This is a genomic window from Kitasatospora sp. NPDC089509 (genome assembly GCF_044749365.1).
Taxonomy (GTDB): domain Bacteria; phylum Actinomycetota; class Actinomycetes; order Streptomycetales; family Streptomycetaceae; genus Kitasatospora.
This window is the reverse complement of sequence record NZ_JBIVHS010000019.1, coordinates 96146-122471: the sequence shown is the minus strand read 5'-3', so window position 1 is coordinate 122471 and position 26326 is coordinate 96146. Positions and strand designations below refer to the sequence as shown.

The window sequence follows — 26326 nt, the reverse complement described above, 5'->3', positions numbered from 1 at the left end:
AACGCGGAAGGTCAAGGCCGGTGGCAGGACAGCGGGGGCGGCAGTTCCGACCCACCCGTGTCCGTACCACCGGCCTCGTGATCACCGCGCTGCTCGCCAGCGCCTGCCGTGCCCTCGCCGTCGCCGTCGCTGCGGCCGCCCCGGCGGCTCGGGCTACTTCTCCCAGCCGACCGTGCTGTAGTCCTCCTGGCCGAGGCCGAAGGCGCCGTAGTTGGCGAGTCCCTTGCGGGTCGCCACCACGGCGGGCCGCTGGTAGAGCTCGACGGTGTGGCCGAGCTCCCAGATCTTCGCGTCCGCCTGGTTGTAGAGCTTCGCGGCCTCCGCCGGGTCGACCGTCCCGGAGGCCTTCTTCAGCAGGTCGTCGATCTCCGGGGTGCCCAGCCGGGACGGGTTGCTGAAGGTGTTGTCGCCCACCGGCAGGCGGAAGTTGGCCAGGCTCTTGGAGTTCGGGAACGAGTCCGTGTTGCGCCAGCTGGCGATGTCGAACTTGCCCGGGGTGATGTACTTGTCGAAGTAGTCGTTGGCGGCCACCTTGTCCAGGTCGACCTTGACCCCGGCGGTCTGCCACATCGCCGCCGCCGCGGTGGCGAGGTCGAGCTGGGCCTGCGCGGTGCCGTCGCTGAGGATCCAGTGCAGCTCCAGCGGCTTCCCGTCCTTGGTGCGCGGCTGGCCGGCGCCGGCCTCCTTCCAGCCGGCGTCGTCCAGCAGCTTCTTGGCCGCCGCGAGGTCGAACGTGGCCCACTGCCCGGAGTTGTCCTGGTAGCCGGTCTGGTTGGGCATGATGATGTGGTTGCCGAGCGGCTTGAACTCCACCGGCACCCCGTTGTTGGCGATCTTGATCAGCGCCGAGCGGTCGAGCGCCTTGCCGAGCGCCTGGCGGACCTTCTGGTCCGCCAGCGCGCCGGTGCCGCCGAAGGAGATGTGCACCTCGTCCCACGGGCTGGCGGACCGGATCACGGTGTCCTTGGCGTTCTTGAGCTGGCCGTACGCGGCGGCGGTGCCGGCCGAGGCGAAGTCGATCTCGTTGTTGAGGTAGGCCTGGATGCTCGCCGACTTGTCCATCACCCGGAAGGTGATCTTGTCGAGCTTGGCCCTGGTCCCCCACCAGGCCGGGTCCGGGACCAGACTGATGGTCTGCGCGGTCTTGTCCGCCGTCCCGATCTTGAACGCGCCGGCGGTGATCGGGATCTTCTCCACCCAGCCCTTGTTGAAGTCCTCCGGGGTGGCGATGCCCGCCGCCGGGATCAACGGGCGGAACAGGTTCTGCCAGTCCGCGTACGGCTGCGAGAAGGTGACCTTCACCTCGGTCGGGTCGGCACCCTGTTCGACCGCGGAGATCAGCTCGTAGCCGGACGGGTCGTAGAGGTTGTACGCCTGGTTCTTGCCGTTGCTGGCCTGCCAGTCGGCCTTGAAGTCCAGGTAGCTGAGCGGCTTGCCGTCCGACCACTTGGCCTTCGGGTTCAGCTTGTACGTGACCACCTGCGGCGAGTCGGAGGTGACCTTGGCCTCCGTCAGGTAGTTCGGGTTCGCCCGGAAGGTCCCGGAGGCGTCGGTGCTGAACAGCGTGGGCTCCAGCGTGCGCATCAGGTCCACGGTGTCGTTGTAGGAGCCGCCGTCCACCTGGAGCGGGTTCCACTGGGTGATCCACTGGTCCAGCTGGAAGCGCACCTCGCCGCCGTCCTTGATCTGGTCCAGCGACTTGGCGTTGATGTCCTCGGAGTCCTGTCTCGGCGGCTCGCTCTTGGCCACGTCACCGGCCGAACCGCCGCCGCCCGAGGTGCACGCGGTGACCGCCAGCGCGACGGCGGCGGCGAGGGCGAGCGCCCGGCCGAGACGACGGGGCGTGGTGACAGCGTCCATGAGGGTCCCCCTGGTGAGGTCTGCGCGGCGTGGGCGCGAGGTAGGCGCGAGGTGGGCGTCCGACATCCGTCGGGCGAGCGACAGGTATGCGTCAGGTACGGGAAGCAGGAGTTGGGGCGCGACAGGCATGACCGGGCTTGAGCGTGGGCACTCAATCCGGCACCGAGCCAGAGGAACGTAACAGCGGATCAGATCCGCCACCAGGGGGAGGACCGGACACCTGATCCAAAAGTCACACGCGGCAATCCAGCCGCAACACCCCGGTGCTTCACTCTGACCTGCGGTTTCCCAACCGCCCGGCCGCTCCTGCCAGCTGACGCCCGATCGGGCCCCGACCGAAGGCCACCACCCAATGCCCTCCAGACGCGTCGCCCCCGCCCCGACCCCGGGCGGCCGCTGATGCTCCGCTACCTGTCGAAGCGGCTGAGCTACTACGCGGCGCTGCTGATCGCCGCCGTCTTCCTGGCGTACGCGATCTCCGCGAGCGCCCTGCAGCCGCGGGCCTACTTCGACGCCAAGGTCCCCCGCCCGTCCGCCGCCTCGGTCGAACGCCAGCTCACCGCGCTCAACCTGAACGACCGCACCCCGGTCGTCGAGCGCTTCGGCCACTGGGCCGGCGACCTGCTGCACGGCGACCTCGGCCGGACCATCCACGACACCCCGGTCACCGACGACTTCGGCCGCCGGGTCTGGGTGTCGCTGCGACTGCTGGTGATCGGCAGCCTGCTCGGCACGCTCCTCGGCGTCGCCGCCGGGGCGTGGAGCGCGGTCCGCCAGTACCGGATCTCCGACCGGCTGCTCACCGTGGTGTCCTTCGTACTGCTCTCCACCCCGGTCTTCCTGGTCGCGCTGTTCCTCAAGAACGGCGCCATCGCCGCCAAGGACGCGGCCGGCCACGAGGTCGTCCCGTTCACCGGCTACGAGACCCCCGGACTGGCCGGCGGCCTCGGCACCCACCTCACCGACTGGGCCCTGCACCTGCTGCTGCCCACCGTCTCGCTCGCCCTCGGCGGCCTCGCCACCTACAGCCGCTACCAGCGCGGCACCATGCTCGACGTGCTCGGCTCCGACTACCTGCGCACCGCCGAGGCCAAGGGCCTCACCCGGCGCCGGGCCCTGCTCAAGCACGGGCTGCGCACCGCGGTGATCCCGATGTCGACCATGTTCGCCTACAGCTTCCTGGGCATCTTCACCGGTGCGATCTTCACCGAGACGATCTTCGGCTGGCACGGCATGGGCGAGTGGCTGATCCAGTCGATCAACGAACAGGACGTCAACTCGGTGGTGGCGATCAACCTGTTCACCGCCGTCGTCGTCCTGGCCTCCGGCTTCCTGGCCGACACCCTGCACGCCGCCCTCGACCCGCGCGTGCGGTCCTGACCGGAGGTGGACCGAGATGACCGTCGTCGCCGCTGAACCCACTGGCCCCGAGGAACCCTCCGGACCCGCCGGACCTGCCGGCCCTGCTGGACCCGCAGGATCCATGAGCGTCCCGGAGCGGCCGCGGGCCGCCGGCCGGGGCCGACTCGTCCTGGCCCGGCTGCTCGCCGCCCGCGGCGCCCTGGTCGGAGCCGGGCTGATCCTGCTGCTCTTCCTGCTCGCCTTCGGCGGCCCCCACCTGATCCCCTGGGACTACGCCGCCCCCGACTTCACCGCCCTGCACCAACCCCCGTCCGCCGAGCACTGGTTCGGCACCAACGGGGTCGGTCAGGACGTGTTCGCCCAGACCGTCCGCGGACTGCAGAAGTCGCTGATCATCGGCCTGCTGGTGGCCCTCTTCTCCACCGTGCTGGCCTCCCTGGTCGGCGCCTGCGCCGGCTACTTCGGCGGCTGGGCCGACCGGGCGCTGATGTTCCTGGTCGACCTGATGCTGGTCTTCCCCAGCTTCCTGATCATCACCGTGGTCTCGCCCCGGCTGCGCAGCAGCGGCTGGATCGCCTTCGTGCTGCTGCTCGCCCTGTTCAACTGGATGATCACCGCCCGGGTGGTCCGCTCGATGACCATCTCCCTGCGCGACCGCGAATTCGTCCGCGCCGCACGGTTCATGGGCGTCCGGCCGCTGCGGATCATCACCCGGCACATCCTGCCGAACGTCGCCTCCTTCCTGATCGTCGACGCCACCATCGCGGTCGGCGGCGCGGTGATGAGCGAGACCGCGCTCTCCTACTTCGGCTTCGGCGTCCGGCCGCCGGACGTCTCGCTCGGCACCCTGCTCGCCGCCGGGACCTCCGAAGCCCCGGTGTTCCCCTGGATGTTCTACTTCGCGGCCGGGCTGCTGGTGCTGTTCGTGCTCGCGGTCAACCTGGTCGGGGACGGGCTGCGCGACGCCCTCGACCCCACCTCCGGGACCGGGCCCCGCCGTTCCCGCCGCTCCCGCCGTTCCGCTCGTCCCGGTAGCCCTGCGAGGAAGTCCAAGTGACCACTGCCGTCGAGACCCCCTTGCTCGCCGTCCGGGACCTGCGGGTGGACTTCGCCGGCCCGCACGGCCCGGTGCCCGCCGTCCGCGGGGTGGACCTCACCCTGCGCCGCGGGGAGACCCTAGGCATCGTCGGCGAGTCCGGCTCCGGGAAGTCCGTCACCGCGCTGTCCGTGCTCGGCCTGCTGCCCGGCACCGCCCGGGTGTCCGGCTCGGTGCGGCTGGACGGCCGGGAGCTGGTCGGCCTGCCCGGCAAGGAGCTCGCCGCGATCCGCGGCCGCCGGGTCGCCATGGTCTTCCAGGACCCGCTATCCGCCTTCACCCCGGTCTACCGGATCGGCGACCAGATCGCCGAGGCGGTCCGGATCCACCAGCCGGTCGACCGGGCCACCGCCCGCCGCCGGGCCGCCGAACTCCTCGACCTGGTCGGCATCCCGACACCCGACCGGGCCCTGGACAGCTTCCCGCACGAGTTCTCCGGCGGCATGCGCCAGCGCGCGATGATCGCGATGGCCATCGCCAACCAGCCGGACATCCTGCTCGCCGACGAGCCCACCACCGCCCTGGACGTCACCATCCAGGCCCAGGTGCTCGACGTGCTGCGCACCGCCCGCGCGGAGACCGGCGCCGCCCTCGTCCTGGTCAGCCACGACCTCGGGGTGATCGCCGGGGCCGCCGACCGGGTCGCCGTGATGTACGCGGGCCGGGTGGTCGAGACCGCGGGCGTGGACGAGCTGTTCGCGGCCCCGCGCCACCCGTACACCCTCGGACTGATCGGCGCGCTGCCCCGGCTGGACGGGCCCGGCGGTCCGCTCGTACCGATCCCCGGCACCCCGGCGCCGATGGCCGAACTGCCGCCCGGCTGCCCGTTCGCCGCGCGCTGCCCGCTGGTCGAGCCGCGCTGCTCGACCGCGGAACCCGAACTGGCGGGCGCGGACGGGCACTCGGCCGCGTGCGTGCGCTCGGACGAGCTGGCCGAGCGGCGGCCCGCACCGCACGAGGTGTACCCGGTGCCGTCGCTGCCGGTGCCGCTGCAGACCACGGGGGCGACGGACCGGGACCATTCGGAGCGGGACCGTTCCGAACGGGCGTCGGTGCTGTCGGTGAGCGGGCTCGGAAAAACGTTTCCGCTGCTCAAGGGCGCGGTGTTCAAGCGCAAGGTCGGCGAGGTCTACGCGGTGGACGGCGTCGACCTGGACCTGCGGGAGGGCGAGACCCTCGGCCTGGTCGGGGAGTCCGGCTCGGGCAAGTCCACCACCCTGTTCGAACTGCTCAAGCTGGGCGCCCCGGAGACCGGCCGGATCGAACTGCTCGGCCGGGACACCGCCCGGCTCACCCGGGCCGAGGCCGAACGCCTACGGTCCGAACTGCAGATCGTGTTCCAGGACCCGATGGCCAGCCTCGACCCCCGGATGCCGATCGGCGACATCGTCGCCGAACCGCTGCGCGCCCGGCGCGCCCCGCGCGCGGAGATCGCCCGCCGGGTGCCCGAGCTGCTGCACCAGGTCGGCCTCGACCCGGACCACGCGGTCCGCTATCCGCACCAGTTCTCCGGCGGGCAGCGCCAACGCGTCTCGATCGCCCGGGCGCTCGCCGTCCGGCCGAAGCTGCTGGTGTTGGACGAACCGGTCTCCGCCCTGGACGTCTCGATCCAGGCCGGGGTGCTCAACCTGCTGCAGTCGCTCAAGGCCGAGCTCGGGCTGTCCTACCTGTTCGTGTCGCACGACCTCTCGGTGATCCGGCACCTCGCCGACCGGGTCAGCGTGATGTACCTCGGCCGGACGGTCGAGCAGGGCCCGGTCTCCGCCGTCTTCGACCGCCCCCGCCACCCCTACACCCGGGCGCTGCTCTCCGCCGTCCCGCTGCCCGACCCCGCCGCCGAACGCGCCCGCGACCGCATCCTGCTCGCCGGGGACCCGCCCTCCCCCACCGAGCGCCGCACCGGCTGCCCGTTCCGCACCCGCTGCCCGCTCTACGCCGGACTGGCGGACGCGACGGCCCGGGCGCGCTGCGAGCAGGAACGGCCGACGCTCGACGGCGACCGGGCCGCAACGGACCACCAGGCCGCCTGCCACCACCCGGGATGATAGCGGTGGGTGATCGGCCGAATACGATTCGGCGGATCGGCCCGGCGGCGTGTACTGTCTTCCACGTCAGCAAGCGCCGCTAGCTCAGTTGGTTAGAGCAGCTGACTCTTAATCAGCGGGTCCGGGGTTCGAGTCCCTGGCGGCGCACATGGCAAGGTCTCAGGCCGTCCACTCCGGTGGGCGGCCTGAGGCGTTTCCGGGGGCCGTCCGCCCACGTCCCCGCCTCAGCGGGTGTCGAGGACGGCGGAGGCCACCGCGTCCGGGCGGTCGAACATCACCAGGTGCCCGGCCGGGGCCGTGGTCCGGTAGTCGGCCCCGAGCAGCGTCGCGAGCTCCCGCTGCTCGGCCAACCAGGACTCGGTCCGACTGTTCCGGCACCCGTCGTCGGCGGCCAGCACGGTGATCGGCAGGTCCTCGGGCAGCGGCCGGCTGCGCCGCAACCCGTCCAGTTCGGCGGCCATGTCGAGGTACCGCCCGTTCTCCCGGAGCAGCGCGCGCAGGGCCCGTCCGGTGCAGTAGCAGTGCCGGACCAGCGGCGCCGGGGCCAGGTCCTCGCGCCGGACGGTGGACAGCCGGGCGGTCATCCGGCGCACGGTCGGACCGAGCAGGTACGGCACGGCGAGCGCGGTCGCGGCGCCCGCCACCGCCCGGGCCGCCCGGTCCCGCGCGACGGGCGCCGGGTACGGGCGGGCCTCCGGTTCCACGCTGCTGTCGACCAGGACCAGCCCGGCCGCCCGCTCGGGGTGCAGCCGGGCGAAGGCCTCCACGTGGAAGCCGGCGAGCGAGTGGCCGACCAGGGTGCAGGGCCCGTCGAACCCCAGGCCGTCCAGCACCGCGCGGATCCGCTCGACCTCGCCGGCCACCGTCGGCGCGGGCCGCCTCCCGGTCGCGGGCTCGGCGGCGCTGAGCCCGTAGCCGGGCCGGTCGAAGCGGACCACGGTGCGGTACGGGGTGAGGAACGGGACCACCAGGTCCCAGTCGAACCAGCTGCTGCCGAGGCCGCCGGTGAGCAGGCAGACCGGGCCGCTGCCCTCGGTGCGGACGTGCAACGGGACGCCGTCGATGCGCAGGAAGCGGGCCCGGGGCTCGGGGCGGGCGGGGCCTTCGGAGCCGACGGGGTCGTTGGGGCCGGCGGGGTCGTTGGGGCCGGCAGGGCCGGTGGGCTCGGTCATGTCCGCCGCCGATCCGGGGCGGCCTCGGGCCGGCCGTCGGACCGGGCCGGGCGGCCCGCCCCACCGGAGCGGTCCGCGCGGGCGACGGCCACCGCCAGGACGCCCAGCCAGAACGCGACCAGCAACACCTGGAGCCGCTGCCCGGCGCCCAGCGCCCAGGTGCCGCGACCGGCCTGGAAGGCGGCGATCGCACCGAGGCTCCAGCCGGTGGCGAGCAGTTCGGCACCGAGCAGCCAGGGCCCGAGCCGGCGCACGGCCGGCCAGCGGTGGTGGCGGCGGGCGGCGACGGTGAGCGCGACCAGTCCGGTGAGCGCGCCGAGCATGGCGAGGCTGCTGGTCACGGCGTGCGCGGTGTGGGTGGCGGGGACGAGCCCGGCGGTCTCCCGGGCGGCGCACATCTCGTCGCTGGTGGGGGCGCAGCTGAGCGGCAGCCGGGAGTCGGCGGCGGTCGCGGCGCCGAACAGGGCCAGCGCGGACCAGCCGACCAGGGCCCACCGGTCCCAACCGTCGGCGCCGGGGGGCCTGCCGGGTGCACCGGGATGTCGGGCCTGCCCGGTGGCGAGGGCGGTGACGGCGGCGGCGAGCACGCAGAGCCCGGCGACCAGGTCGGTGGCCCGGAACAGGCCGCCCAGCGGCTGGTCCTCGGCCGCGAGTTCGCTGATGTACGCCTGCACCGGGTCGAGCCCGGTGCTCAGCACCACCTCCAGCACCCACGCGGTGTACGCCACGGCACTGAGCAGCAGCAGGACGGCGACCGCCGTCCGCGCGCGGTCGTCCCTCGCGCGGTCGTCCGGCCGGGAGCTGGGCACGTTTCCACCCTAACCGGGCACGAACTCCCTCCCAACCGGGAGGAAACGGGCGGACCGGGGCGCCTTCTCGCGGTGGCGGAGCACTGGCGGGGCACCCGGCGGAGCGGGCGCGGTTCGAGGCACCCCCCGGAACCGTGTATTGTTCTCCAGGTCAGCAAGCGCCGCTAGCTCAGTTGGTTAGAGCAGCTGACTCTTAATCAGCGGGTCCGGGGTTCGAGTCCCTGGCGGCGCACAGACAGTTGGGGAGCCTCTCGCAACAGCGAGGGGCTCCCCGATTTTTTGGCCCTCGACGTCCGTTTTGCGTGTGATGTCGGTCTCGATTGTCGTTCCGATGGAGCCATTGGGCCCATCCGACGCGTCCAGGGCAGTAAACCGGAATCGGGACAAAGGTCCCTAACCGCCGATGTCCCCGTCCGTGCAGGCTGGCCCGGTCCGCCCGCAGGAAAGGCCGCGCCTTGTTCCGAAACGCCCAGAGCGGCGGCCGTCCCAAGCCGTCGATCGGCCTCCGCCCGGTCAAGCGGCTCAAGAACACCGCCACCACGTCCGGCGGCGGGAAGCCGCGCCGCCCCAAGCGCAAGCGCACCGGCTGGCGCCGGCTGATACCCACCTGGCGGATGACGCTGCTCGGCTTCGCCGCGGCGCTGCTGCTCGGCGTCGGCCTGTTCGCGCTGGGTGTCGCGCTGGTGAAGGTCCCGGACGCGCACGCCGCCGCGACCGCCCAGAGCAACACCTGGCTCTACGCCGACGGCTCGGTGATCACCCGCACCGGCCAGACCAACCGGCAGAACGTCGGCCTGGACAAGGTCTCCCCCGCCGCCCAGCACGCGGCGCTGGCCGCCGAGGACCGCAACTTCTACAACGAGGGCGCCATCAACGTGCAGGGCCTGGCCCGGGCCGCCCTCAACACCGCCAAGGGCGAGGGCACCCAGGGCGGCTCCACGATCACCCAGCAGTACGTGAAGAACACGTACCTGGACCAGAAGCAGTCGATCACCCGCAAGGTGAAGGAACTCTTCATCGCGATCAAGGTGGACGCCACCGAGAGCAAGGACGAAGTCCTCTCCGGCTACCTGAACACCTCCTACTACGGCCGCGGCGCGTACGGCATCCAGGCCGCCGCCCAGGCGTACTTCGGCATCGACGCCTCCGCGCTCGACCCGGCCCAGGGCGCCTACCTGGCCACCCTGCTGAACGCCCCGAGCGCCTACGACGTGGCCACCGCAACCCCGGCGGGCAAGCAGAACGCCGTCAACCGCTGGAACTACGTCATGGACGGCATGGTCAAGGAGGGCTGGCTCTCCGCCGACGACCGGGCCAAGGCCACCTTCCCGGACGTCAAGGACCCGCAGCCCAACCCGGGCCTGTCCGGCCAGTCCGGCTACCTGGTCAACGCGGCCACCCAGTACCTGACCTCGAACAACATCATCAGCGAGACCGAGCTGGCCAAGGGCGGCTACACGATCAAGCTGACGATCGACCCGAACCGCCAGCAGGCCCTCCAGGACTCCGTCCAGGCGCAGCTGCACGACACGCTGAACCCGGACAAGCGGAAGAAGGACGCGGCCGCCCAGGCCGGCGCCGTCTCGGTGGACCCGAAGACCGGCGCGGTCGTCGCCCTGTACGGCGGCGTCGACTACGTGAAGCACTACGTCGACAACGCGACCCGGCGCGACTACCAGGCCGGCTCGACCTTCAAGGCGATCGCACTGGCCGCCGCCTTCGAGAACAACGCCAAGACCCAGGACGGCCGGACCGTCACCCCGCGCACGGTCTACGACGGCACCAGCGGCCGCAAGGTCCGCGGCGGCAAGGGCACCCCGTACGCGCCGCCGAACGAGGGCGACAGGAGCTACGGCCAGATCAGCCTGCAGCAGGCCACCGACTGGTCGGTCAACTCGGCCTTCGCCCAGCTGGCGCAGGACACCGGGCTGCAGAAGGTGAAGGACACGGGCGTCGCGCTGGGCCTGCCCGCCAACACCCCGGGGCTCGACCCGGTGCCGTCCATCCCGCTGGGCGCGGCCACCCCGAGCGTGCTCGACATGGCCGGCGTCTACGCCACGCTGGACAACGGCGGCAAGCAGATCTCCCCGTGGCTGGTGCAGTCGGTGGACCGCGAGGGCGAGTCCGTGTCGCTGCCCGCGCACAAGGCCACCCAGGCGATCAGCGCCGACACCGCCAACCAGGTCACCTCGATGCTCCAGGGCGTGGTGAGCGACCCGGGCGGCACCGGCTTCCGGGCGAAGGCACTGGGCCGCCCGGTGGCGGGCAAGACCGGCACCACCGACGACCAGAAGTCCGTCTGGTTCGTCGGCTACACCCCCGAACTGGTCACCTCGGTGGCCCTGTTCGGCCAGGACCCGGGCACCGGCGCCCAGGTCAGCCTCAGCGGCATCGGCGGGATCGACGGCGCGGCGGGCGGCCAGTACCCGGCCCAGATCTGGACCAGCTACATGAAGGCCGCGCTCAAGGGCCAGCCGGTCAGCGACTTCCCGACCCCGGCGGACGGCGACGACTCCTCGGGCGCCACCGACCTGCCGACCGCCCCGGGCACGCCGAGCAGCACCCCGTCGACCGGCGGCGCCACGCCGAGCACCGGCGCCGGCAACCCGTCGGGCGGCAACTCCGGCGCGACCTCCTCGGGCGGCTCGGGCACGGGTTCCGGTTCCGGCTCCGGTTCCGACGGCTCCGACACCGGGCCGACCACGGCCCCGACCACGCAGCCGACCACCCAGCCCACCTCCCGGCCCACCACCCGACCCACCACCCGGCCGACGCCGACCACCCAGCCCACCACCGGCCCGACCACGCAGCCGACCACCCAGCCCACCGGCGGGACGGACGCGCTCAGCGGGGCGGGCGCCGGGGCCGGGGGCTGATCACCCGCCCGGTCGCCCACCTGCGTCCCGGCTGCGTCTCGTCTGCCTTCCAGCCGCATCGGCCGGACCACTGACCTCGGGTCGGTGGTCCGGCCGACGTCGTCCCGGCGTTCGACGGTCCCCGTCCGTGAGCAGTCCGCGTCCGTGAGCACTCCTCCACGGACAGTTCAGTGCAGGACCAAATGACGAAATGGCGCCTTACCGAAGCATCGGTATGACTGTCACAATGCGGCCGTGCACAGATCAACGGCCTCGCCCACCCTCCCTTCGGGCAGAACCCTCGGCCTCAGCCTCGCCCTGGTCTCCGCCGTCGCGTTCGGCGGCTCCGGCACCGCGGCCAAACCACTGATCGAGGCCGGCCTCTCCCCCCTGCACGTGGTCTGGCTCCGGGTCACCGGGGCGGCCGTGGCCCTGCTGCCGATCGCCTACCGGCACCGGGACGCCGTCCTGCGCCGCCCCGGCCTGCTGCTCGGCTTCGGCCTGCTCGCGGTGGCCGGCGTCCAGGCCTGCTACTTCGCCGCGATCTCCCGCATCCCGGTCGGCGTCGCCCTGCTCATCGAGTACCTCGGGCCGCCGCTGCTGATCGGCTACGTCAAGTTCGTGCAGCGCAAGCCGATCACCCGGGGCGCGGCCGTCGGCGCCGGCGTCGCGGTGACCGGGCTGGCCTGCGTGGTGGAGGTCTGGAACGGCCTGGGCTTCGACCCGCTGGGCGTGCTGTTCGCCCTCGGCGCGGCCTGCTGCCAGGTCGGCTACTTCCTGCTCGCCGACGCCGGCCGGCGCGGCGAACGCCCCGTCGACCCGCTGGCCGTCAGCGCGTACGGGCTGCTCATCGGCGCCGTCGTGCTCACCGTGTTCACCCAGCCCTGGCAGGCCGACTGGAGCCTGCTCGGCGGGTCCGTGGTGATGAACGGGCACAGCCTGCCCGCGCTGATCCCGGCCGCCTGGATGGTGCTGATCGCGACCGTGCTGGCCTACCTGACCGGGGTGGTCTCCGTCGGGTACCTCTCGCCGCCGATCGCCGGGGTGGTGGCCAACCTGGAGGCGGTGGTCGCCACCGTGCTGGCCTGGGTCCTGCTCGGCGAGCACCTGGGACTGCCGCAGGTCGCGGGCGGCCTGCTGGTGCTGGCGGGCGCCTTCGCGGCGCAGACCAGCAAGTCGCCGGGGGTCGAGGGGGCGGTGGCCGAGCCGACCGGCGGCGGTGCCGCTGCCTCCGGTGCCACTGCTGCGGCCCGGGAGCGGGTGACCGCCGCCGACGGTGGCGTCAGCGGCCGGTCCAGCCGAACCAGTCGAGGTGACTGACCGGCCACACCACGGCCGAGACCGGGCCGACCACGTTGCCCACCGGTACGGCGCCGCCGCCCGGGTTCTGCCGGTGCCAGCGGGAGTCCGCCGAGTCGCTGCGGTGGTCGCCCTCGACCCAGATGTAGCCCGAGGGCACCGTCACCGGGCCGAAGTCCATGCCCGCGCAGGAGTCGTCGCCGGGGTGCAGGTACGGCTCGTCGACCTTCTTGCCGTCGACGGTCAGCGTGGTACCCGAGCACTGCACGGTCTGCCCGCCGGTCGCGATGACCCGCTTGACCAGGTAGTTGTCGTCCTTCGGCGGCATCAGCCCGACGAAGCTCAGCACCGAGGTCACGGTGTTGGTGAGCGGGTTCGAGTCGACCGGCTGCGGCGGCAGCCAGTTCCCCGGGTCCTTGAACACCACCGGCTGTCCCGGCTCCGGCTTCCAGCCGGTCAGCGGCGCCAGCTTGTTCACACCGACCCGGTCACCGATCCGCAGGGTGTTCTCCATCGACCCGGACGGGATGGTGAAGACCTGGAACAGGCAGGTCTTGATCAGCAGCGCGACCACCAGCCCGACCGCCGCCATCGCCGGAATCTCGATCCACCACGGTCGCGGACGGCGCCCCGCCCGGCGGGCCTTGCGCCCGCGCGCCCCGCCGGCCCTCCGACGGGCCTCGGCACGACCACCGGCCGGGTTCCGGGGGTGCTCGCCGTTCGGGCCGGGCAGGTCGGGCCGGCCGGGCAGGTCGGGCCGACCGTTCGGGCCGTGCTGGCTGGGAGCTCCGCTGGGCGTTTCGGGCAGGTTCACCGCCATCGTCGCTGCTCCACCTCTCCGGCTGGGGAAACCTGCACGCTACGCCAACCGGGGAGCCGCACGAAATCCGGGCTTTAGCCGCCCCCGACATCGCCGGACGGCGGAACGCCCGTCCGCGGGCGGCCCCCGACCGGGGAGCCGCGTCGCCGAGTGCCGGAGCGCGGCACCGACGTCCGGCCCCTCGGCGGCGGGTGGTGCGGCGCCCTCGGTGCCGGGTGGTGCGGCGCGCCCGGCAGCGGCGTTCCCGCGCCCCCGGAGTCGCCTTCAGCGCCGGATTCAGGCGCGGGCGATGGCCTCGTGGTGGCGGATGACCTCGGCGATGATGAAGTTCAGGAACTTCTCCGCGAAGACCGGGTCGAGCTTCGCCCCGGCGGCCAGCTCCCGCAGCCGCTTGATCTGGTCCCGCTCCCGGGCCGGGTCGGCCGGCGGCAGCTTGTGCTCGGCCTTGAGCCGACCGACCCGCTGGGTCGCCTTGAAGCGTTCGGCCAGCATGTGGACCACCGCGGCGTCGATGTTGTCGATGCTCTCGCGCAGGCTGGTCAGCTCCGCCCGCACCGCGTCGTCGATCCCCTCGGGCGCACCGGCGTCGGAGGTCGTGGGCTGGTCCGTCATCGGGGCGGCTCCCGGTGTCTGTGATGGGCGCCCGACCGTACGGCGGCCGGGCTCGGGCCCCGGCAAATCTAACAGGGCACCCGCGCCGGACCGGCACCGTCCGGGGAACGGTCCAGCATCCGGACGGCCGCGGCACCGCCCGTCGTCTCATCCGTCACCCCGTCGCCCCGTCGCCGCCCGGCTCGGTGACTGGCCTGCCCGTAGGCTGGTGCGTGCATGACCGGACGTGACGAACAGCAGTCCCCCAGTAGTGGAGGAACCGATCGTGGCAACCACCCGCACCGCCCGCACCGCCTGGGAGGGCGACCTCCTGCACGGCAAGGGGGAGGTGACCTTCGCCTCCTCCGGGATCGGCGAGTACCCCGTCTCCTGGCCGGCCCGTGCCGAGGCGCCCAACGGCAAGACCAGCCCCGAGGAACTGATCGCGGCCGCCCACTCCGCGTGCTTCTCGATGGCCCTCTCGCACGGCCTGACCGGCGCCGGCACCCCGCCCAGCAAGCTGGACACCCAGGCCGACGTCACCTTCCAGCCCGGCACCGGCATCACCGGCATCCACCTGACCGTCACCGGACAGGTCCCCGGACTGGACGAGGCCGGTTTCGTGAAGGCCGCCGAGGACGCCAAGGCCAACTGCCCGGTCAGCCAGGCCCTGACCGGCACCACCATCACCCTCACGGCCAAGCTGGCCTGACCGCCCCCAGCCCCTCCGGGGGCGCACCCCAGCCCCGCCCCCGGCGCGCAACCAGCGCCCGGGGGCGCGGTCTCGGCGCGCGCGCTCCCGGCGCACCTCATGTGATGTGTAGCGAAGGCGTCCGAACGTTCCACCATGCATGATCACAAACGGGACGAATCACCCTGCCGGCGGTCACCGCGCGTTGTCATCGCGGCCTATGATCGGCCGAAGCGCCCTGTTCTCCCCCGGGTCCCCGCGCGGCAGCGCCCCACGGCGAACGCCCCGCAGCGGACCGACCCCGAGACCCCGACAGAGCGCGGAGCCGGCCGCCGGTATCCCGGCCGACCAGGCGAACCATCGTCAAGCGTCAGCAGCGGACGGGAGCATGCCGTGCCGGGCCAGACCGAGGGGGCCGACTCACACCACCCAGGCGTGCGACACGAGGAATCGTCACACCAACGCCGCCTCGCCGCACCGCTCCTCGATCCGGCGGGCCGCAGCGGATCGACCGTTACCCCCTCCTCCACCGCCGCCCCGGCCACGGCCTGCGGCACCCTGGAGGATCCGGGGGTGCCGCTCTGCCCCACCTGCTCGACCCCGTTGACCGACGGCACGCACCTGGGCGGCAGCGACGCCCCCGGCCCGCCGGTCAGCTCCGACGACCGGCTGCTGGCGGCGCTCCGGGCCAGCGAATCCCGGTTCCGGGCCGCCTTCTGCGACGCCGTCATCGGCATGGCCCTGATCGACCCCGAGGACCGGATCATCGAGGTCAACCCCGCCTGCGCCGCCCTGATCGGCCGCGGCGTCGGCGAGCTGGCCCGCACCCCCCTGTACGAGATCATCGACCCGGAGGGCATGCCGCACCGGCTCTTCGACGAGCTCGTCCACGGCGGGCGGGAACGGTTCCGCGTGGAGAAGCAGCTCAAGCACCGCGAGGGGCACACGGTCTGGAGCAAGGTGACCGTCTCGCTGATCCGGGACCCGGCCGGACAACCGCTCTACACCCTCGCGCTGGTCGAGGACATCACCGAGCAGCGGCGGCTCGGCGACCGCCTGGAGTACCAGGCCCTGCACGATCCACTGACCCGGCTGCCCAACCGGACCCTCTTCTTCGAACGGCTCGACGCCGCCTGCCTCCCGGCCGTCGAGGAGCCCGTGCACCGCAGGACCGGCGGGAGCGGCGGGAGCTCCGACGGGTCGGTCACCTCGACGGACGGGCGACGGGTGGGTCTCTGCTACCTGGACCTCGACGGCTTCGCGGCGATCAACGAGACCCTCGGCCACCACATCGGCGACCAGCTGCTGATCGCCGTCGCCGCCCGGCTGCGGGGCGGGCTCTCCGGACGGGACACCGACCTGGTGGCCCGGATGGGCGGCGACGAGTTCGCCGTCCTGGTCACCGACAGCAGCGGCGACGAGCAGCTGACCTCGCTGGCCGGGCGGATCCTGGAAGTGCTGGAACGGCCCTTCGACGTCGCCGGGCACCGACTGGTGATCACCGCCAGCGTCGGCGTCGTCGAGCGGTCGGTGCACGAGACCACCCCCACCGACCTGGTCAAGGACGCCGACGCCACGCTCTACTGGTCCAAGGCCGACGGCCGCGCCCGCTGGACCCTCTACGACCCGGACCGCGGCGCCCACCAGCTCACCCGCCAACTGCTCGCCACCGCACTGCGGCCGGCCCTGGAACGCGGCGAGTTCACCATCGAGTACCAGCCGCTGGTCAGCCTGGCCGACGGCACGGTGCACGGCGCCGAGGCCCTGGTCCGCTGGCGCCACCCCCGCTACGGGACGCTCTCCCCCGACCGCTTCATCCCGCTCGCCGAGGAGTCCGGCGCCATCGTGCCGCTCGGCAAGTGGGTGCTGGAGGAGTCCTGCCGTCAGGCCCGTCGCTGGCTCACCGAGTTCCCGGACACCGAGACCTTCGTGAGCGTCAACCTGGCGGCCCGCCAGATCTGGGACTCCGACGTGGTGGCCGATGTCGCCCGGGCCCTCGAACACACCGGCCTGCCCGCCCGGCTGCTCCAGCTGGAGATCACCGAGAGCGCCCTGCTCGGCCCCGGCGGCCGCCCGCTGCAGGCCCTGCAGGCGCTCGCCGACATGGGCGTGCGGATCGCGATCGACGACTTCGGCACCGGCTACTCCAACCTGGCCTACCTCTCCCGGCTGCCCGTGCACGTCCTGAAGCTCGACGGGACGTTCATCGAGGGCTTCCGCGATCCGGCACCCGCGCCGGCCGCCGCCGTGGGCCCGGCCGGGGCCGCGTCGCCGGCCACGCCATCGGGTGCGGTCGGGGCATCGGCGGCGGGCGGCGCTCCTGCGGCGGACCGTCCCGGCCGCCTGGAGCTCCGCTCCCGCCGCAGCGACGCGGACGAGCAGATCGTCGGCGCGATGGTGCAGCTGGCCCACACCCTCGGCCTGACCGTCACCGCCGAGGGCATCGAGAGCGCCGCCCAGGCCGAGCGGCTGCGGCTGACCGGTTGCGACACCGCCCAGGGGTGGTACTTCGCCCGGCCGGGCGAGGCCGAGCTGGTCGCGGCGATACTCCGGGAGGGCCGCCCCACCCCGACCGGGCGTTAGCCCGGCCCGGCGGGGCGGGGCGGGGAGGCCGGGGCGGGTGACCGCCCTCAGACGGTCGCCGTCAGGCCGTACGCCTCGGCGATCATGCCGTAGGAGCGGAACCGGGCCTCGTGGCCGTGGATGTGCGAGGTGACCATCAGCTCGTCCACCCCGGTCCGCTTGCGCAGGGCCTCCAGGCCGTCCGCCACCTGGCCCGGGTCGCCCAGCACGACGTTGTCGAGCCAGTTGTCGATGAAGTCCGCCTCGACCGGGCTGTACGGGTACTCCTCGGCCTCCTCCGGGGTGGGGATCGGGCCGGGGGTGCCGCGCCGCAGCCGGAGCATGCCGAGGGCCGCGGACCGGGCCAGGCGGCGGGCGGTGTTCTCGTCCTCGGCGGCGACGGCGCTCACCCCGATCAGCGCGTACGGCTCGCCGAGCACGGCGGAGGGGCGGAACGACGTCCGGTACAGGTCCAGGGCCGGGATGGTGTTGGCGCTGCTGAAGTGGTGGGCGAAGGCGAACGGGAGCCCCAGTCGGCCGGCCAGCTGGGCGCTGAAGCCGGAGGATCCGAGCAACCAGATCGGCGGGCGGCTCTCCCCCGCGGGCACGGCGGTCAGCCGCTCGTACGGGTGGCCGGAGGGGAAGTCGCCGTCGAGGAAGTGGGTCAGCTCGGAGAGCTGCAGCGGGAAGTCGTCCGCGCCCTCGGCGAGGCCGCGGCGCAGCGCGCGGGCGGTGGCGGGGTCGGTGCCGGGGGCACGGCCGAGCCCGAGGTCGATCCGGCCGGGGTGCAGGGCCTCCAGCAGTCCGAACTGCTCGGCGATGGCCAGCGGGGCGTGGTTGGGGAGCATGACCCCGCCGGAACCGAGGCGCAGCGTCGTGGTGTTGGCGCCGAGGTGGGCGAGCAGCACGGCCGGGGTCGAGCTGGCCACACCGGGCATGCCGTGGTGCTCGGCCACCCAGAAGCGGTGGTAGCCCCACTTCTCGGCGCTGCGGGCCAGCTCGGTGGTGGCGGTCAGGGCCTGGCCGGGCGTGTAGCCGACGCCGACGGTGGCCAGGTCGAGGATCGAGAGCGGAGCGGGGGCCGTGCCGCGGGCGGTGCCCCGGATCGCCTCGCTGGCCCCGGGCCCGGTTCCGTGCTCCTGCTGGTCCTCGGTGGTCATGCCGTCCGCCCTCCTGGCTGTGGTGGTCCGGCTCTCCTCCGAGCCGACCGTCGTGGGCGGCCGCGCGGGTCTCGGACGGCCCGGCGGTCGCTGCTGCCGACGGAGACCAACCACTACCGGGGGCCCGCTGTTCCCGTGTCGGCCGCCGGAACCGGGCGAGGTTCGGACAACGGCTGCGGGCGGGGCTCGGACCCGGTCTCCGATCCGGTTCGGGTGGCTGCTCGGACGCCGGTCGCCCAGGCGGTCCGGCCGTCGGGCGCCGGTGGGCACCGGTCGCCATCGATAGGCCGACCGACCGTTCGGATGACTCAGAGCCATCAGGCCGACACGGTTGGCGACTTCACGCCAGGGTCGGAAGTCGCCAGCCCCGGCGCTCGCGGTCGGCGACCCGCCTCGGGCAGGCTGGTGATCAGGAGCGGGTCACCGAGCGGGTCCGTGCTCCGTCAGCAAGATCGCCGGGCTGGACCAGCCTCGGACGATCCCTGCGAGCCCTCGGCGCGGCACCCCGCCCCGGGGGCTCGTTCCATTGCCGGCCCCCGGCTCCCGGCGTCCGGGTTCGCCGCCGCCGGGCCCGCACCCCGGCGCCGACCGACCCCCGCCCACCGGGGTGCTTCATGGCATGAAAAGTCGAGGCGCTAGCGTTGACCTCCTAGCCACCTGCTCCACCAGGGCGGCGTGGAGGGAGTAAGGGCCTTGAATTTCGTAGCGACGATCGGATCCTCGTGGATCTGTGCCCTTGCCCTGTTCGCCGTGCTCGGCGACGCCCTGCTCCCCTTCATCCCGAGCGGGACGCTGGTCATCCTGGCCGTTCTCAAGACCGCGCAGATCAACGGCGCACCGCTGCTGCTCGGCCTCGGCGTGGCGGTGGCGTCCTTCCTGGGCGACGTCCTGCTGTTGCACCTCGCCCGACGCGGCGCCCCGGTGCTGCAGCGCCGGCTCGCCCGGCGCCCGAAACTGGCAGCCAGCGTGGCGCGGGTCCAACAGTCCCTGATCGAACGCCCGCACGGCGGGGCGGCCGTCATGGTGGTGGTCGCACGGTTCGTGCCGGCCGGGCGGACCGTCCTGGACCTCGCGATCGGCCACTCCCCCGCCCACCCGCACCGCTTCCTGCACTGGTCGGCCCTGGCGGCACTGATCTGGGCCGCCTACATCGTGACGCTGGGCTGGCTGAACAGCCACTGGTTCAACACCGCCTGGCTGAGCCTGGCGGTCTCCTGCGCGGCGGCCACCGCCGTGAGCACCGCGATCGCGCGAATAGTGCGCCGCAACCGGCGGCTGGCCGCGCTCTGAGGCCCCTCGGGCCGATCCGCACCGATCCGCACCGACCGGCTGTCCGGGGCCGAACGGCACCGTCTGACCGCACTGTGCTGTCAGTAGCACAATTTTCCCTTACGGGCGACGGTCCGTTCCGAGCGCTGACGAACTCTGACCGCGCCGGGCGGCGCGGCGGTACCGTACTTCCCTGAAGACGCGCGGTGTGAAGCGTCACAGGACCGCAACAGACGATGGATCCGTGCAGCCCGACCGGGCGCCCCAGGCGTGTTGACTGTCGTCGGAGCCGGGCGACCTTGGAAGCCGCCACGGCGACATGACATGCTAACGGCGGAATATTCATCAATTGCCCGATTTGGCCGGTGCGGCCCGAGGCCGCCCTCACCACCGGCCATCGGCACCAGGGGAGACCATGACCAGCATCTCGCGCAGGACGGTGCTCAGTGCAACCGCTGCGACCGCAGCCCTCGGCGCGGTCGCGGCCTGTTCCAGCAGCGGATCCGGTTCCGGGCAGAACTCCACCTCGGCTTCCTCCAGCGGCAGTAGTGCCACCACCGGCACCGCCGACCCCACCCAGGCCGTGGTGCCCAAGGGCGCCCCGATCGGGGACGGGTCCAACGCGGACACCGGTCCGCAGCCGAACCAGCCCAAGCCCGAGAAGCTCAAGCCGGGCGAGCGCCCGCCGCAGTTCGTGGTGTTCTCCTGGGACGGCGCGGGCGGCACCGACGACGGCCAGTTCCCTCGCTTCCTGAAGCTGGCGGAGCAGTACAAGGCCACGATGACCTTCTTCCTCTCCGGCATCTACGCCCTGCCCAAGGGCAAGTCCGAGCTGTACCACCCGCCGAAGCACGCGGTCGGCGCCTCCGACATCCCGTACCTGTCGGACGGCGCGGTCAAGAGCACTCTCAAGCTGGTCAGTCAGGCCTGGCTGGCCGGGCACGAGATCGGCACCCACTTCAACGGGCACTTCTGCTCCAGCCGTCCGGACAAGAACGGGGTCAACATGTGGACCCCGGACGACTGGCAGAGCGAGATCGACCAGGCGATCTCCTTCGTCACCCAGTGGCGGACCAACACCGGCTTCACCGACGTCGATCCGCTGCCCTTCGACTACAAGAAGGAGCTCATCGGCGGCCGCACCCCGTGCCTGGAGGGCCAGAAGGCGCTGCTGCCGACCATCGCCAAGCTGGGCTGGAAGTACGACGCCAGCTCCGCGGGCGGCCTCCAGATATGGCCGCAGAAGGTGCAGGACGGCAAGGTCTGGGACTTCCCGCTGCAGTCCATCCCCTTCCCCGGGCACACCTTCCAGGTGCTGTCGATGGACTACAACATCCTCGCCAACCAGTCGAACGGCAGCACCAAGGGCGACCCGTCCAAGTACAACGACTGGCGCACCCAGGCCACCAACTCCTACCTGGCGGGCTTCGAGCGCGCCTACAACAGCAACCGCGCGCCGTTCTTCGTCGGCAACCACTTCGAGCAGTGGAACGGCGGCATCTACATGGACGCCGTCGAAGAGACCCTCAAGGCCATCGCGGGCAAGCCGGAGGTCCGGCTGGTCTCCTTCCGGCAGCTGGTCGAATGGCTGGAGGTGCAGGACCAGTCCACCCTGCGCAAGCTGCGCACGCTCAACGTCGGCCAGGCGCCGGCCGGCGGCTGGGCGGGCTTCCTGGGCACGGCGGGCTGACCCGGTAGGACCCGGGCGGCCGGTGCCGGATCGGAGCTGGATCACGGCCGGATCGGAGCCGATCAAGGCTGCTACACGGCCGGCGGGGTGTTCGCACCCCGCCGGCCGTGCCCGTTCCGCCGCCGCGTCGTCGCGGCGTGCGGCCGCTCTGCCGTTCGGCCGAGCCGACTTGGGGCCTACCCGGCAGCGGGGGCGTCCGCGAGCAGGCCGCGGACGATGCGGTCGGCCCCCGCCTCGCCCCAGAGGATCGAGTAGTGGTTGGTGTCCGGCACGGGCGAGGCCGGCACCCGCCGCTGGTCCAGCCCGGCCAGCCCGATCCGCTGCTGGTCGTAGAGGCCCTGCGGCTCGTTGAGCAGGCCGCGTTCCGCCCAGAGCAACTCTCCCGGACAGGGCAGCCGGTGCACGGCGGTGGCCGCCTCCTGGTCCAGCAGGACCTGGGCACCGTCGGTCCGGACGGCCTCCAGCACGCAGGAGGAGCGCAGTTCGGGCTCGGTGCCGACGAGATCGCGTTGAGTGTAGGCGTCGATCCCGTCGGCCCAGTCGCCGTCGAAGGCCGGGTGGCGCTGCCAGAACTCCCGGTAGGCGGCGCGGTCCGGGAAGGTCATCGACAGTCGGGCCAGCGCGGGACCGAGCACCGCCGCCAGGGCGTCCTCCTCGCGGACGCCCTCCGGGAGCGGGAAGCTCACCGCGCCGTCCACCAGCAGGACCCGGCGGACGAGTTCGGGGTGCCGGACGGCGGTCAGGGCCGTGACCCAGGCCCCCATCGAGTGGCCGACGACCACGACCGGCCCCGTGCCGAGGGCGGAGATCAGCGTGGCCACGTCGTCGGCGTGCCGGGCCAGCCCGTACGGTCCGGTGACCGTGCTGCTGGCGCTGCGTCCCCGCAGGTCGGGGGCGAGCAGGGTGACCCGCCCGGCGAGTCGGCGGGCGACCTCGTACCAGGCCAGGCCGTTGGCGGTGATGCCGTGCACCGCCACGACCGTCGGGGCGTCCGGTCGGTCGGCGGGCCAACGCAGGACGGCCAGGTCCCCGCCGGGTACGGGGACGGTCAACTCCTCGGGCTTCAGGGGCGGCTGGCTCACGCGGGGGAACCTCCGGTGGGACGGGCGGCGGGCACGCCGGCCGGCGTGCGGACCGCGCGGGCGGATCGGGCGGCGCGGATGCGGGCGGGCAGTCTAGCCAGGCCGCCCGGAAGCAGGTAGACCACGGCGACGAACAAGGAGCCCAGCAGGAAGAGGGGTTGGGAGAGCGGCACGCGCAGCACCGCGGGCAGTTCGGCGACGGCGGTCGAGTTGGCGAGGTCGCCGAGCCGATGGCCGGCCCAGGTGTAGAGCACGCCACCGAGCAGCGGCCCCCAACGGGTGCCGGAGCCACCGAGGACCACCATGACCAGCAGCGCGAGTGTGGCGTCCGAGCCGGCGGCCTGCGGTGCGGCCCCGCCGGTGAGCAACAGGTAGACCACGCCGCCCATCCCGGCGAGCCCACCGGCCAGCACGAAGGCGACCAGCTTGTACCCGTAGGGCCGGAGTCCCAGCACCTCGACCCGGCGCTCGTTCTCCTTGATGCCCTCCCAGACCCGCCCGGTCCGGGAGTTGACGGCCCAGTGGACGACCGCGACCGTCAGCACCAGGTATCCGACGGCGATCCAGTAGAGATTGGCGGTGTTCTCGATCCCGAGCAGGCCGGACGGCAGCAGGTCGGCCGGGGCGGAGCGGCCCTCCTCCCCGCCGGTGACGCCACCGGGGTTGCGCTGCACCAGGATCGCGCCGGCCTGGGCGAAGGCGAGGGTGACCATGGAGAACCCGATGCCGGTGACCCGCAGGCTCACCGAGCCGAGCACGACGGCCAGCAGCACCGTGCAGGCGACGCCGAACACCGCGGCGGCGGCGAAGGGGAGTCGCAGTTCCAGCATGCCGAGGTCGGTGGCGTAGAGGCCGGTCGCGAAGTAGAGCGCGTGGCCGAAGGAGAGCAGTCCGGTGCGACCGAGCAGGAGGTCGTAACCGGTGGCGAGGGCCCCGTAGAGCAGGCACAGGGCGATGAGTTGGAGACTTCCGGGGCTGCCGAGCGGGCCGTCGAGCAGTCCCGGGACGGGAAGCGCACTGTATGGGGCGACAAGGAACGTGATCAGCAGGGCGATCGGCCACCAGCGTAGCGCTCTGTGCATGACTGTCCAGCGATTAGTGACTGAATCACCTGTTCGAGGGATGGCGCCGGACCCGTCCCTGTGTTCACAATGGGTTCCGGCAAGGCTGGTGTCAGTCCCCCTTGTCATAGTGACGGTGTCGGCGGAGCTGGTGTCAGTCCCCTCTGCTGACATGGTGGTCACGGCAGGGCTGGTGTCAGTCCCCCCTGCCGAGGTGGCGGCGCTGCGGGCGGCCGCGGGGCCACCGGTGCTCGTGATCGGAGTTTCGGCGTTCACGCGAGCCTCCCGGTGAGTCCACGGGGTCGGACCAGAAGCAGCACGGCGAGCAGGACGACGACCGAGAGGTCGCCGAGCCCGGCACCGGTGTAGTAGTTGGCGAACTGCTGGACGAGGCCGACGCCCACCGAGGCGGCGGCGGCCCCGGTCACGGAGCCCATGCCACCCATCACCACGACGACGAACGCGAAGATGAGCAGGCTGGTCCCCTGGCCGGGACTGGCCGAACCGAAGTAGAGGCCGCCGAGGGCGCCGCCGAGCGCGGCGGCCGCCCCACCGAGGGCGAAGACGAGGGTGAACGCCCTCCGGACGTCGATGCCGAGCGCCGTGACCATCGCCCGGTCCTCGACGCCGGCCCGGACGATCAGCCCGCAGCGGGTACGGGCGAGGAACAACCGAAGAGCGAGCAGGAGCAGCGCGGCTGCGGCCACGAGCACGAAGCGGTTGACCGGGACGGTCGCCCCGAGCACGTGCCAGGTGCCGGCCAGCAGGGCCGGCTGGGGGAAGGGGCGGGCGTCCGCGCCCCAGATCCCCATGAGCAGGGCGGGTACGGCGAGCCCGACCCCGACGGTGGCGAGGATCTGATCGCGCGGCCGGCTGTAGAGCGGCCGGATCAGGAAGAGCTCCAACAGGACGGCGGCGACCGTCCCGAGCAGGGTGCCGAAGGGCACCGCGAGCCAGAAGGGGAAGCCGGCCTCCACGCCGGCCCACCAGGTCGCATAGGCGCCGATCGAGAGCAGGGCGCCGTGCGCGAAGTTGAGCACGTCCATCAACCCGAATATCAACGAGAGACCGGAGGCGACCAGGAAGTACAGCGCACCGAGGCCGAGACCAGTACAGGAGAGGAGAACGACGGTGTCCATCAGGGCTTCACCTCCGTGGTGACGACAGGGGCAGTCGAGGAGGCGACGGCGGGCCGAGGTCCACCGGCGAGCGGGTGGCGGGAGCCGACGCCGAGCAGGCGGCGGGCGGCCTCCTCGTCGGCCAACAGCTCGGCGGTGTCGCCCCGGTGGGCGGTCCGGCCGTCGGCCAGGACGGCGCAGGTGCCGGCCAGGCGGCGGACGAGCGCGAGGTTCTGCTCGACCAGGAGGACGGGCGCGGCCTCGGCCGCCCGCGCCAGCACCTCGGCCACCTCCGCGACGATCTTCGGCGCCAGGCCCTTGGTGGGTTCATCGGCGATGATCAGCCGGTTCCGGTTGAGCAGTGTCCGCCCGATCGCCACCATCTGCTGCTGGCCGCCGGAGAGCGTCCCAGCCAACTGCCCGGCCCGCTGCTTGAGTTCGGGGAAGAGCTCGTGGACGAGCGAGTAGTTCGGCTCGCCCGCACCGGCCCCGTCCCCACCCCGGGCTCCGCGCTCGGCGAGGCGGAGGTTCTCGGCGACCGTCAGGCCGGCGAAGATCCCCCGGTCCTCGGGCGCGTACCCGATGCCATGACGGACCACCAGATGAGTGGGAAGAGAGGAGATTTCCGCGCCGGAGAACCGGATGCTTCCGGTGCGCGGCACCAGGCCCATGAGGGCCTTCACGGTGGTGGTCTTGCCCGCGCCGTTGCGGCCCAGCAGCGCGGTGACCCCGGCAGGGGCCACGTCGAGGTCGACGCCGTGGAGGATGTGCAGCCCATCGATGACCACCCGCAGATCGCGGACGGAGAGGAGGGACTCGGCGACGGACGGCTCGCCTGCGGACTGCTCGGAGGAGGACACCAAGGAGGACATGGAGGAGGACGGCTGCATCGAAGAACCAGGAGAAGAACCAGGAAAGGAGGTCACAACGCCTCACCCAGGTAGGCCTGTTGCACGGTCGGGTCGGCCATCACGGCCTCGGGGGTGTCCAGGGCGAGCAGGGTGCCGTGGTGCATCACCGCCAGGCGGTCGGCCAGGCCGAGCAGGACGTCCATGTGGTGCTCGACCATCAACACGGTGCGGCCGAGCTCACGGTGCACGGAACGGATCAGTTCGGTGAGGGCCGGCACCTCCTCCGCGCTGACGCCGGCCATCGGCTCGTCCAGCAGGATCAGCCTCGGGTCGGAGACGAGCAGGACGGCGAGTTCCAGCTTGCGCTTCTCACCGTGCGAGAGCGCTCCGGCCAGGGTGTCGGCGCGGTGGGCGAGTTCGGTGCGGTGCAGGGTGTCGGCCACCTGCTCCGCATAGCGGTCGGCGCGTCGCCACAGCCGGTACGAGGCGCCCGGCCCGGCTGCCGCCTGGGCGGCCAGCCGGACGTGGTCGGCAACGGTCATCCCGGGCCAGAGGGAGGAGGTCTGAAAGGTCCGGCCGAGCCCGCGACGCGCCCTGGTGTGCACGGCCTCGGCGGTGATGTCCGCACCGTCGAGGTGGAGGGTGCCGCGGGTCGCCGGACAGATGCCGGAGATCAGGTTGAAGAGGGAGGTCTTGCCTGCACCGTTGGGACCGATGAAGGCGATGAACTCGCCTTCGCCGACCGAGAAGGAGACGTCCTCGACGATCGGCACACCACGGACGGACCAGCCGAGCCCGTCCAACCGCAGCACTGGAGCGGAGCGACCGGAAGGAGTGCCCCCGGGGAAGGAGGAGCCGGCGGAGAAGTGCTTCGGCGTGGAGGACGGAGAGGTGGCGGACGGAGGGGTGGAGGCGGCAGGAGCGGGCATCGGG

General features: G+C 72.6%; 20 protein-coding genes and 2 tRNA genes. 11 read left to right on the top strand and 11 right to left on the bottom strand.

Annotation, left to right across the window (positions count from 1 at the left end; all coding sequences use genetic code 11):
- Positions 1 to 153: 153 nt before the first annotated feature.
- Entirely contained in the window at positions 154 to 1860 is a 1707-nt protein-coding gene (locus ACIP4P_RS31700) for an ABC transporter family substrate-binding protein (protein WP_400924355.1), read from the bottom strand.
- A 399-nt stretch (positions 1861 to 2259) separates the two neighbouring features.
- Between ACIP4P_RS31700 and ACIP4P_RS31695 the strand changes: the two genes are divergently transcribed.
- From ACIP4P_RS31695 to ACIP4P_RS31680, 4 genes are all read left to right on the top strand, one after another.
- The gene (locus tag ACIP4P_RS31695) at positions 2260 to 3240 is read left to right on the top strand and encodes an ABC transporter permease (protein WP_400924353.1); all 981 of its coding nucleotides are present in this window, start codon (positions 2260 to 2262) and stop codon (positions 3238 to 3240) included.
- Between the two features lie 103 nt (positions 3241 to 3343).
- Positions 3344 to 4279 (top strand): ABC transporter permease, encoded by a 936-nt coding sequence (locus ACIP4P_RS31690; RefSeq protein ID WP_400924351.1) that lies wholly within the window; start codon positions 3344 to 3346, stop codon positions 4277 to 4279.
- Positions 4276 to 6363, top strand: coding sequence for a dipeptide ABC transporter ATP-binding protein (locus ACIP4P_RS31685; RefSeq protein ID WP_400924349.1), 2088 nt, complete (start codon positions 4276 to 4278; stop codon positions 6361 to 6363). The genes ACIP4P_RS31690 and ACIP4P_RS31685 overlap by 4 nt, the downstream gene beginning before the upstream one ends.
- A gap of 73 nt (positions 6364 to 6436) precedes the next feature.
- A tRNA-Lys gene (locus tag ACIP4P_RS31680) sits at positions 6437 to 6510 on the top strand.
- Between the two features lie 77 nt (positions 6511 to 6587).
- Here ACIP4P_RS31680 and ACIP4P_RS31675 read toward each other — a convergent pair.
- The gene (locus ACIP4P_RS31675; RefSeq protein ID WP_400924347.1) at positions 6588 to 7535 is read right to left on the bottom strand and encodes an alpha/beta fold hydrolase; all 948 of its coding nucleotides are present in this window, start codon (positions 7533 to 7535) and stop codon (positions 6588 to 6590) included.
- Positions 7532 to 8344: a DUF998 domain-containing protein gene (locus ACIP4P_RS31670; protein ID WP_400924345.1), complete on the bottom strand. Its 813-nt coding sequence runs from the start codon at positions 8342 to 8344 to the stop codon at positions 7532 to 7534. The genes ACIP4P_RS31675 and ACIP4P_RS31670 overlap by 4 nt, the downstream gene beginning before the upstream one ends.
- A 158-nt stretch (positions 8345 to 8502) precedes the next feature.
- On the opposite strand from ACIP4P_RS31670, the gene ACIP4P_RS31665 reads away from it, so the two are divergent.
- The 3 genes from ACIP4P_RS31665 (at position 8503) to ACIP4P_RS31655 (ending at position 12519) form a co-directional block, all read left to right on the top strand.
- A tRNA-Lys gene (locus ACIP4P_RS31665) sits at positions 8503 to 8576 on the top strand.
- Between the two features lie 223 nt (positions 8577 to 8799).
- The gene (locus ACIP4P_RS31660; protein ID WP_400924343.1) at positions 8800 to 11220 is read left to right on the top strand and encodes a transglycosylase domain-containing protein; all 2421 of its coding nucleotides are present in this window, start codon (positions 8800 to 8802) and stop codon (positions 11218 to 11220) included.
- A 234-nt stretch (positions 11221 to 11454) separates the two neighbouring features.
- A complete protein-coding gene (locus ACIP4P_RS31655; RefSeq protein ID WP_400924341.1) occupies positions 11455 to 12519 on the top strand; it encodes an EamA family transporter in 1065 nt (354 codons plus the stop codon).
- On the opposite strand, the gene lepB is transcribed toward ACIP4P_RS31655, so the two are convergent.
- Positions 12482 to 13318 carry a signal peptidase I gene (gene lepB / locus ACIP4P_RS31650; RefSeq protein WP_400924339.1) on the bottom strand — a complete coding sequence of 279 codons (837 nt, stop codon included), beginning with the start codon at positions 13316 to 13318 and terminating at the stop codon, positions 12482 to 12484. The genes ACIP4P_RS31655 and lepB overlap by 38 nt on opposite strands.
- Positions 13319 to 13594: 276 nt before the next feature.
- Entirely contained in the window at positions 13595 to 13930 is a 336-nt protein-coding gene (locus tag ACIP4P_RS31645) for a chorismate mutase (RefSeq protein WP_350516368.1), read from the bottom strand.
- Between the two features lie 265 nt (positions 13931 to 14195).
- Here ACIP4P_RS31645 and ACIP4P_RS31640 point away from each other — a divergent pair, with 265 nt between their 5' ends.
- Together ACIP4P_RS31640 and ACIP4P_RS31635 are read left to right on the top strand one after the other, a co-directional pair.
- Positions 14196 to 14621 (top strand): OsmC family protein, encoded by a 426-nt coding sequence (locus ACIP4P_RS31640; protein WP_350516369.1) that lies wholly within the window; start codon positions 14196 to 14198, stop codon positions 14619 to 14621.
- A gap of 414 nt (positions 14622 to 15035) precedes the next feature.
- Positions 15036 to 17183, top strand: a complete 2148-nt coding sequence (locus tag ACIP4P_RS31635) for a putative bifunctional diguanylate cyclase/phosphodiesterase (protein WP_400924336.1) — start codon at positions 15036 to 15038, stop codon at positions 17181 to 17183.
- A gap of 47 nt (positions 17184 to 17230) precedes the next feature.
- Here the strand turns inward: ACIP4P_RS31635 and ACIP4P_RS31630 are convergent, their stop codons facing one another.
- On the bottom strand, positions 17231 to 18322 hold the full coding sequence (locus tag ACIP4P_RS31630; protein WP_400924334.1) for an LLM class flavin-dependent oxidoreductase: 1092 nt from the start codon (positions 18320 to 18322) through the stop codon (positions 17231 to 17233).
- Between the two features lie 693 nt (positions 18323 to 19015).
- Between ACIP4P_RS31630 and ACIP4P_RS31625 the strand changes: the two genes are divergently transcribed.
- On the top strand, positions 19016 to 19612 hold the full coding sequence (locus ACIP4P_RS31625) for a VTT domain-containing protein (protein WP_350516372.1): 597 nt from the start codon (positions 19016 to 19018) through the stop codon (positions 19610 to 19612).
- A gap of 394 nt (positions 19613 to 20006) precedes the next feature.
- Positions 20007 to 21281, top strand: a complete 1275-nt coding sequence (locus ACIP4P_RS31620; protein WP_350516373.1) for a hypothetical protein — start codon at positions 20007 to 20009, stop codon at positions 21279 to 21281.
- 176 nt (positions 21282 to 21457) lie between these two features.
- Here ACIP4P_RS31620 and ACIP4P_RS31615 read toward each other — a convergent pair whose 3' ends face one another.
- From ACIP4P_RS31615 to ACIP4P_RS31595, 5 genes are all read right to left on the bottom strand, one after another.
- Positions 21458 to 22363, bottom strand: a complete 906-nt coding sequence (locus tag ACIP4P_RS31615) for an alpha/beta fold hydrolase (RefSeq protein ID WP_400924331.1) — start codon at positions 22361 to 22363, stop codon at positions 21458 to 21460.
- On the bottom strand, positions 22360 to 23445 hold the full coding sequence (locus ACIP4P_RS31610; RefSeq protein WP_350516375.1) for a branched-chain amino acid ABC transporter permease: 1086 nt from the start codon (positions 23443 to 23445) through the stop codon (positions 22360 to 22362). The genes ACIP4P_RS31615 and ACIP4P_RS31610 overlap by 4 nt, the downstream gene beginning before the upstream one ends.
- 251 nt (positions 23446 to 23696) lie before the next feature.
- Complete coding sequence (locus ACIP4P_RS31605; protein ID WP_400924328.1) at positions 23697 to 24563, bottom strand: branched-chain amino acid ABC transporter permease; 867 nt, start codon at positions 24561 to 24563, stop codon at positions 23697 to 23699.
- Positions 24563 to 25414, bottom strand: coding sequence for an ABC transporter ATP-binding protein (locus tag ACIP4P_RS31600; protein ID WP_400924326.1), 852 nt, complete (start codon positions 25412 to 25414; stop codon positions 24563 to 24565). Before ACIP4P_RS31600 ends, ACIP4P_RS31605 begins: the two co-directional genes overlap by 1 nt.
- A 50-nt stretch (positions 25415 to 25464) precedes the next feature.
- On the bottom strand, positions 25465 to 26322 hold the full coding sequence (locus ACIP4P_RS31595; protein ID WP_400924324.1) for an ABC transporter ATP-binding protein: 858 nt from the start codon (positions 26320 to 26322) through the stop codon (positions 25465 to 25467).
- Positions 26323 to 26326: the final 4 nt, after the last annotated feature.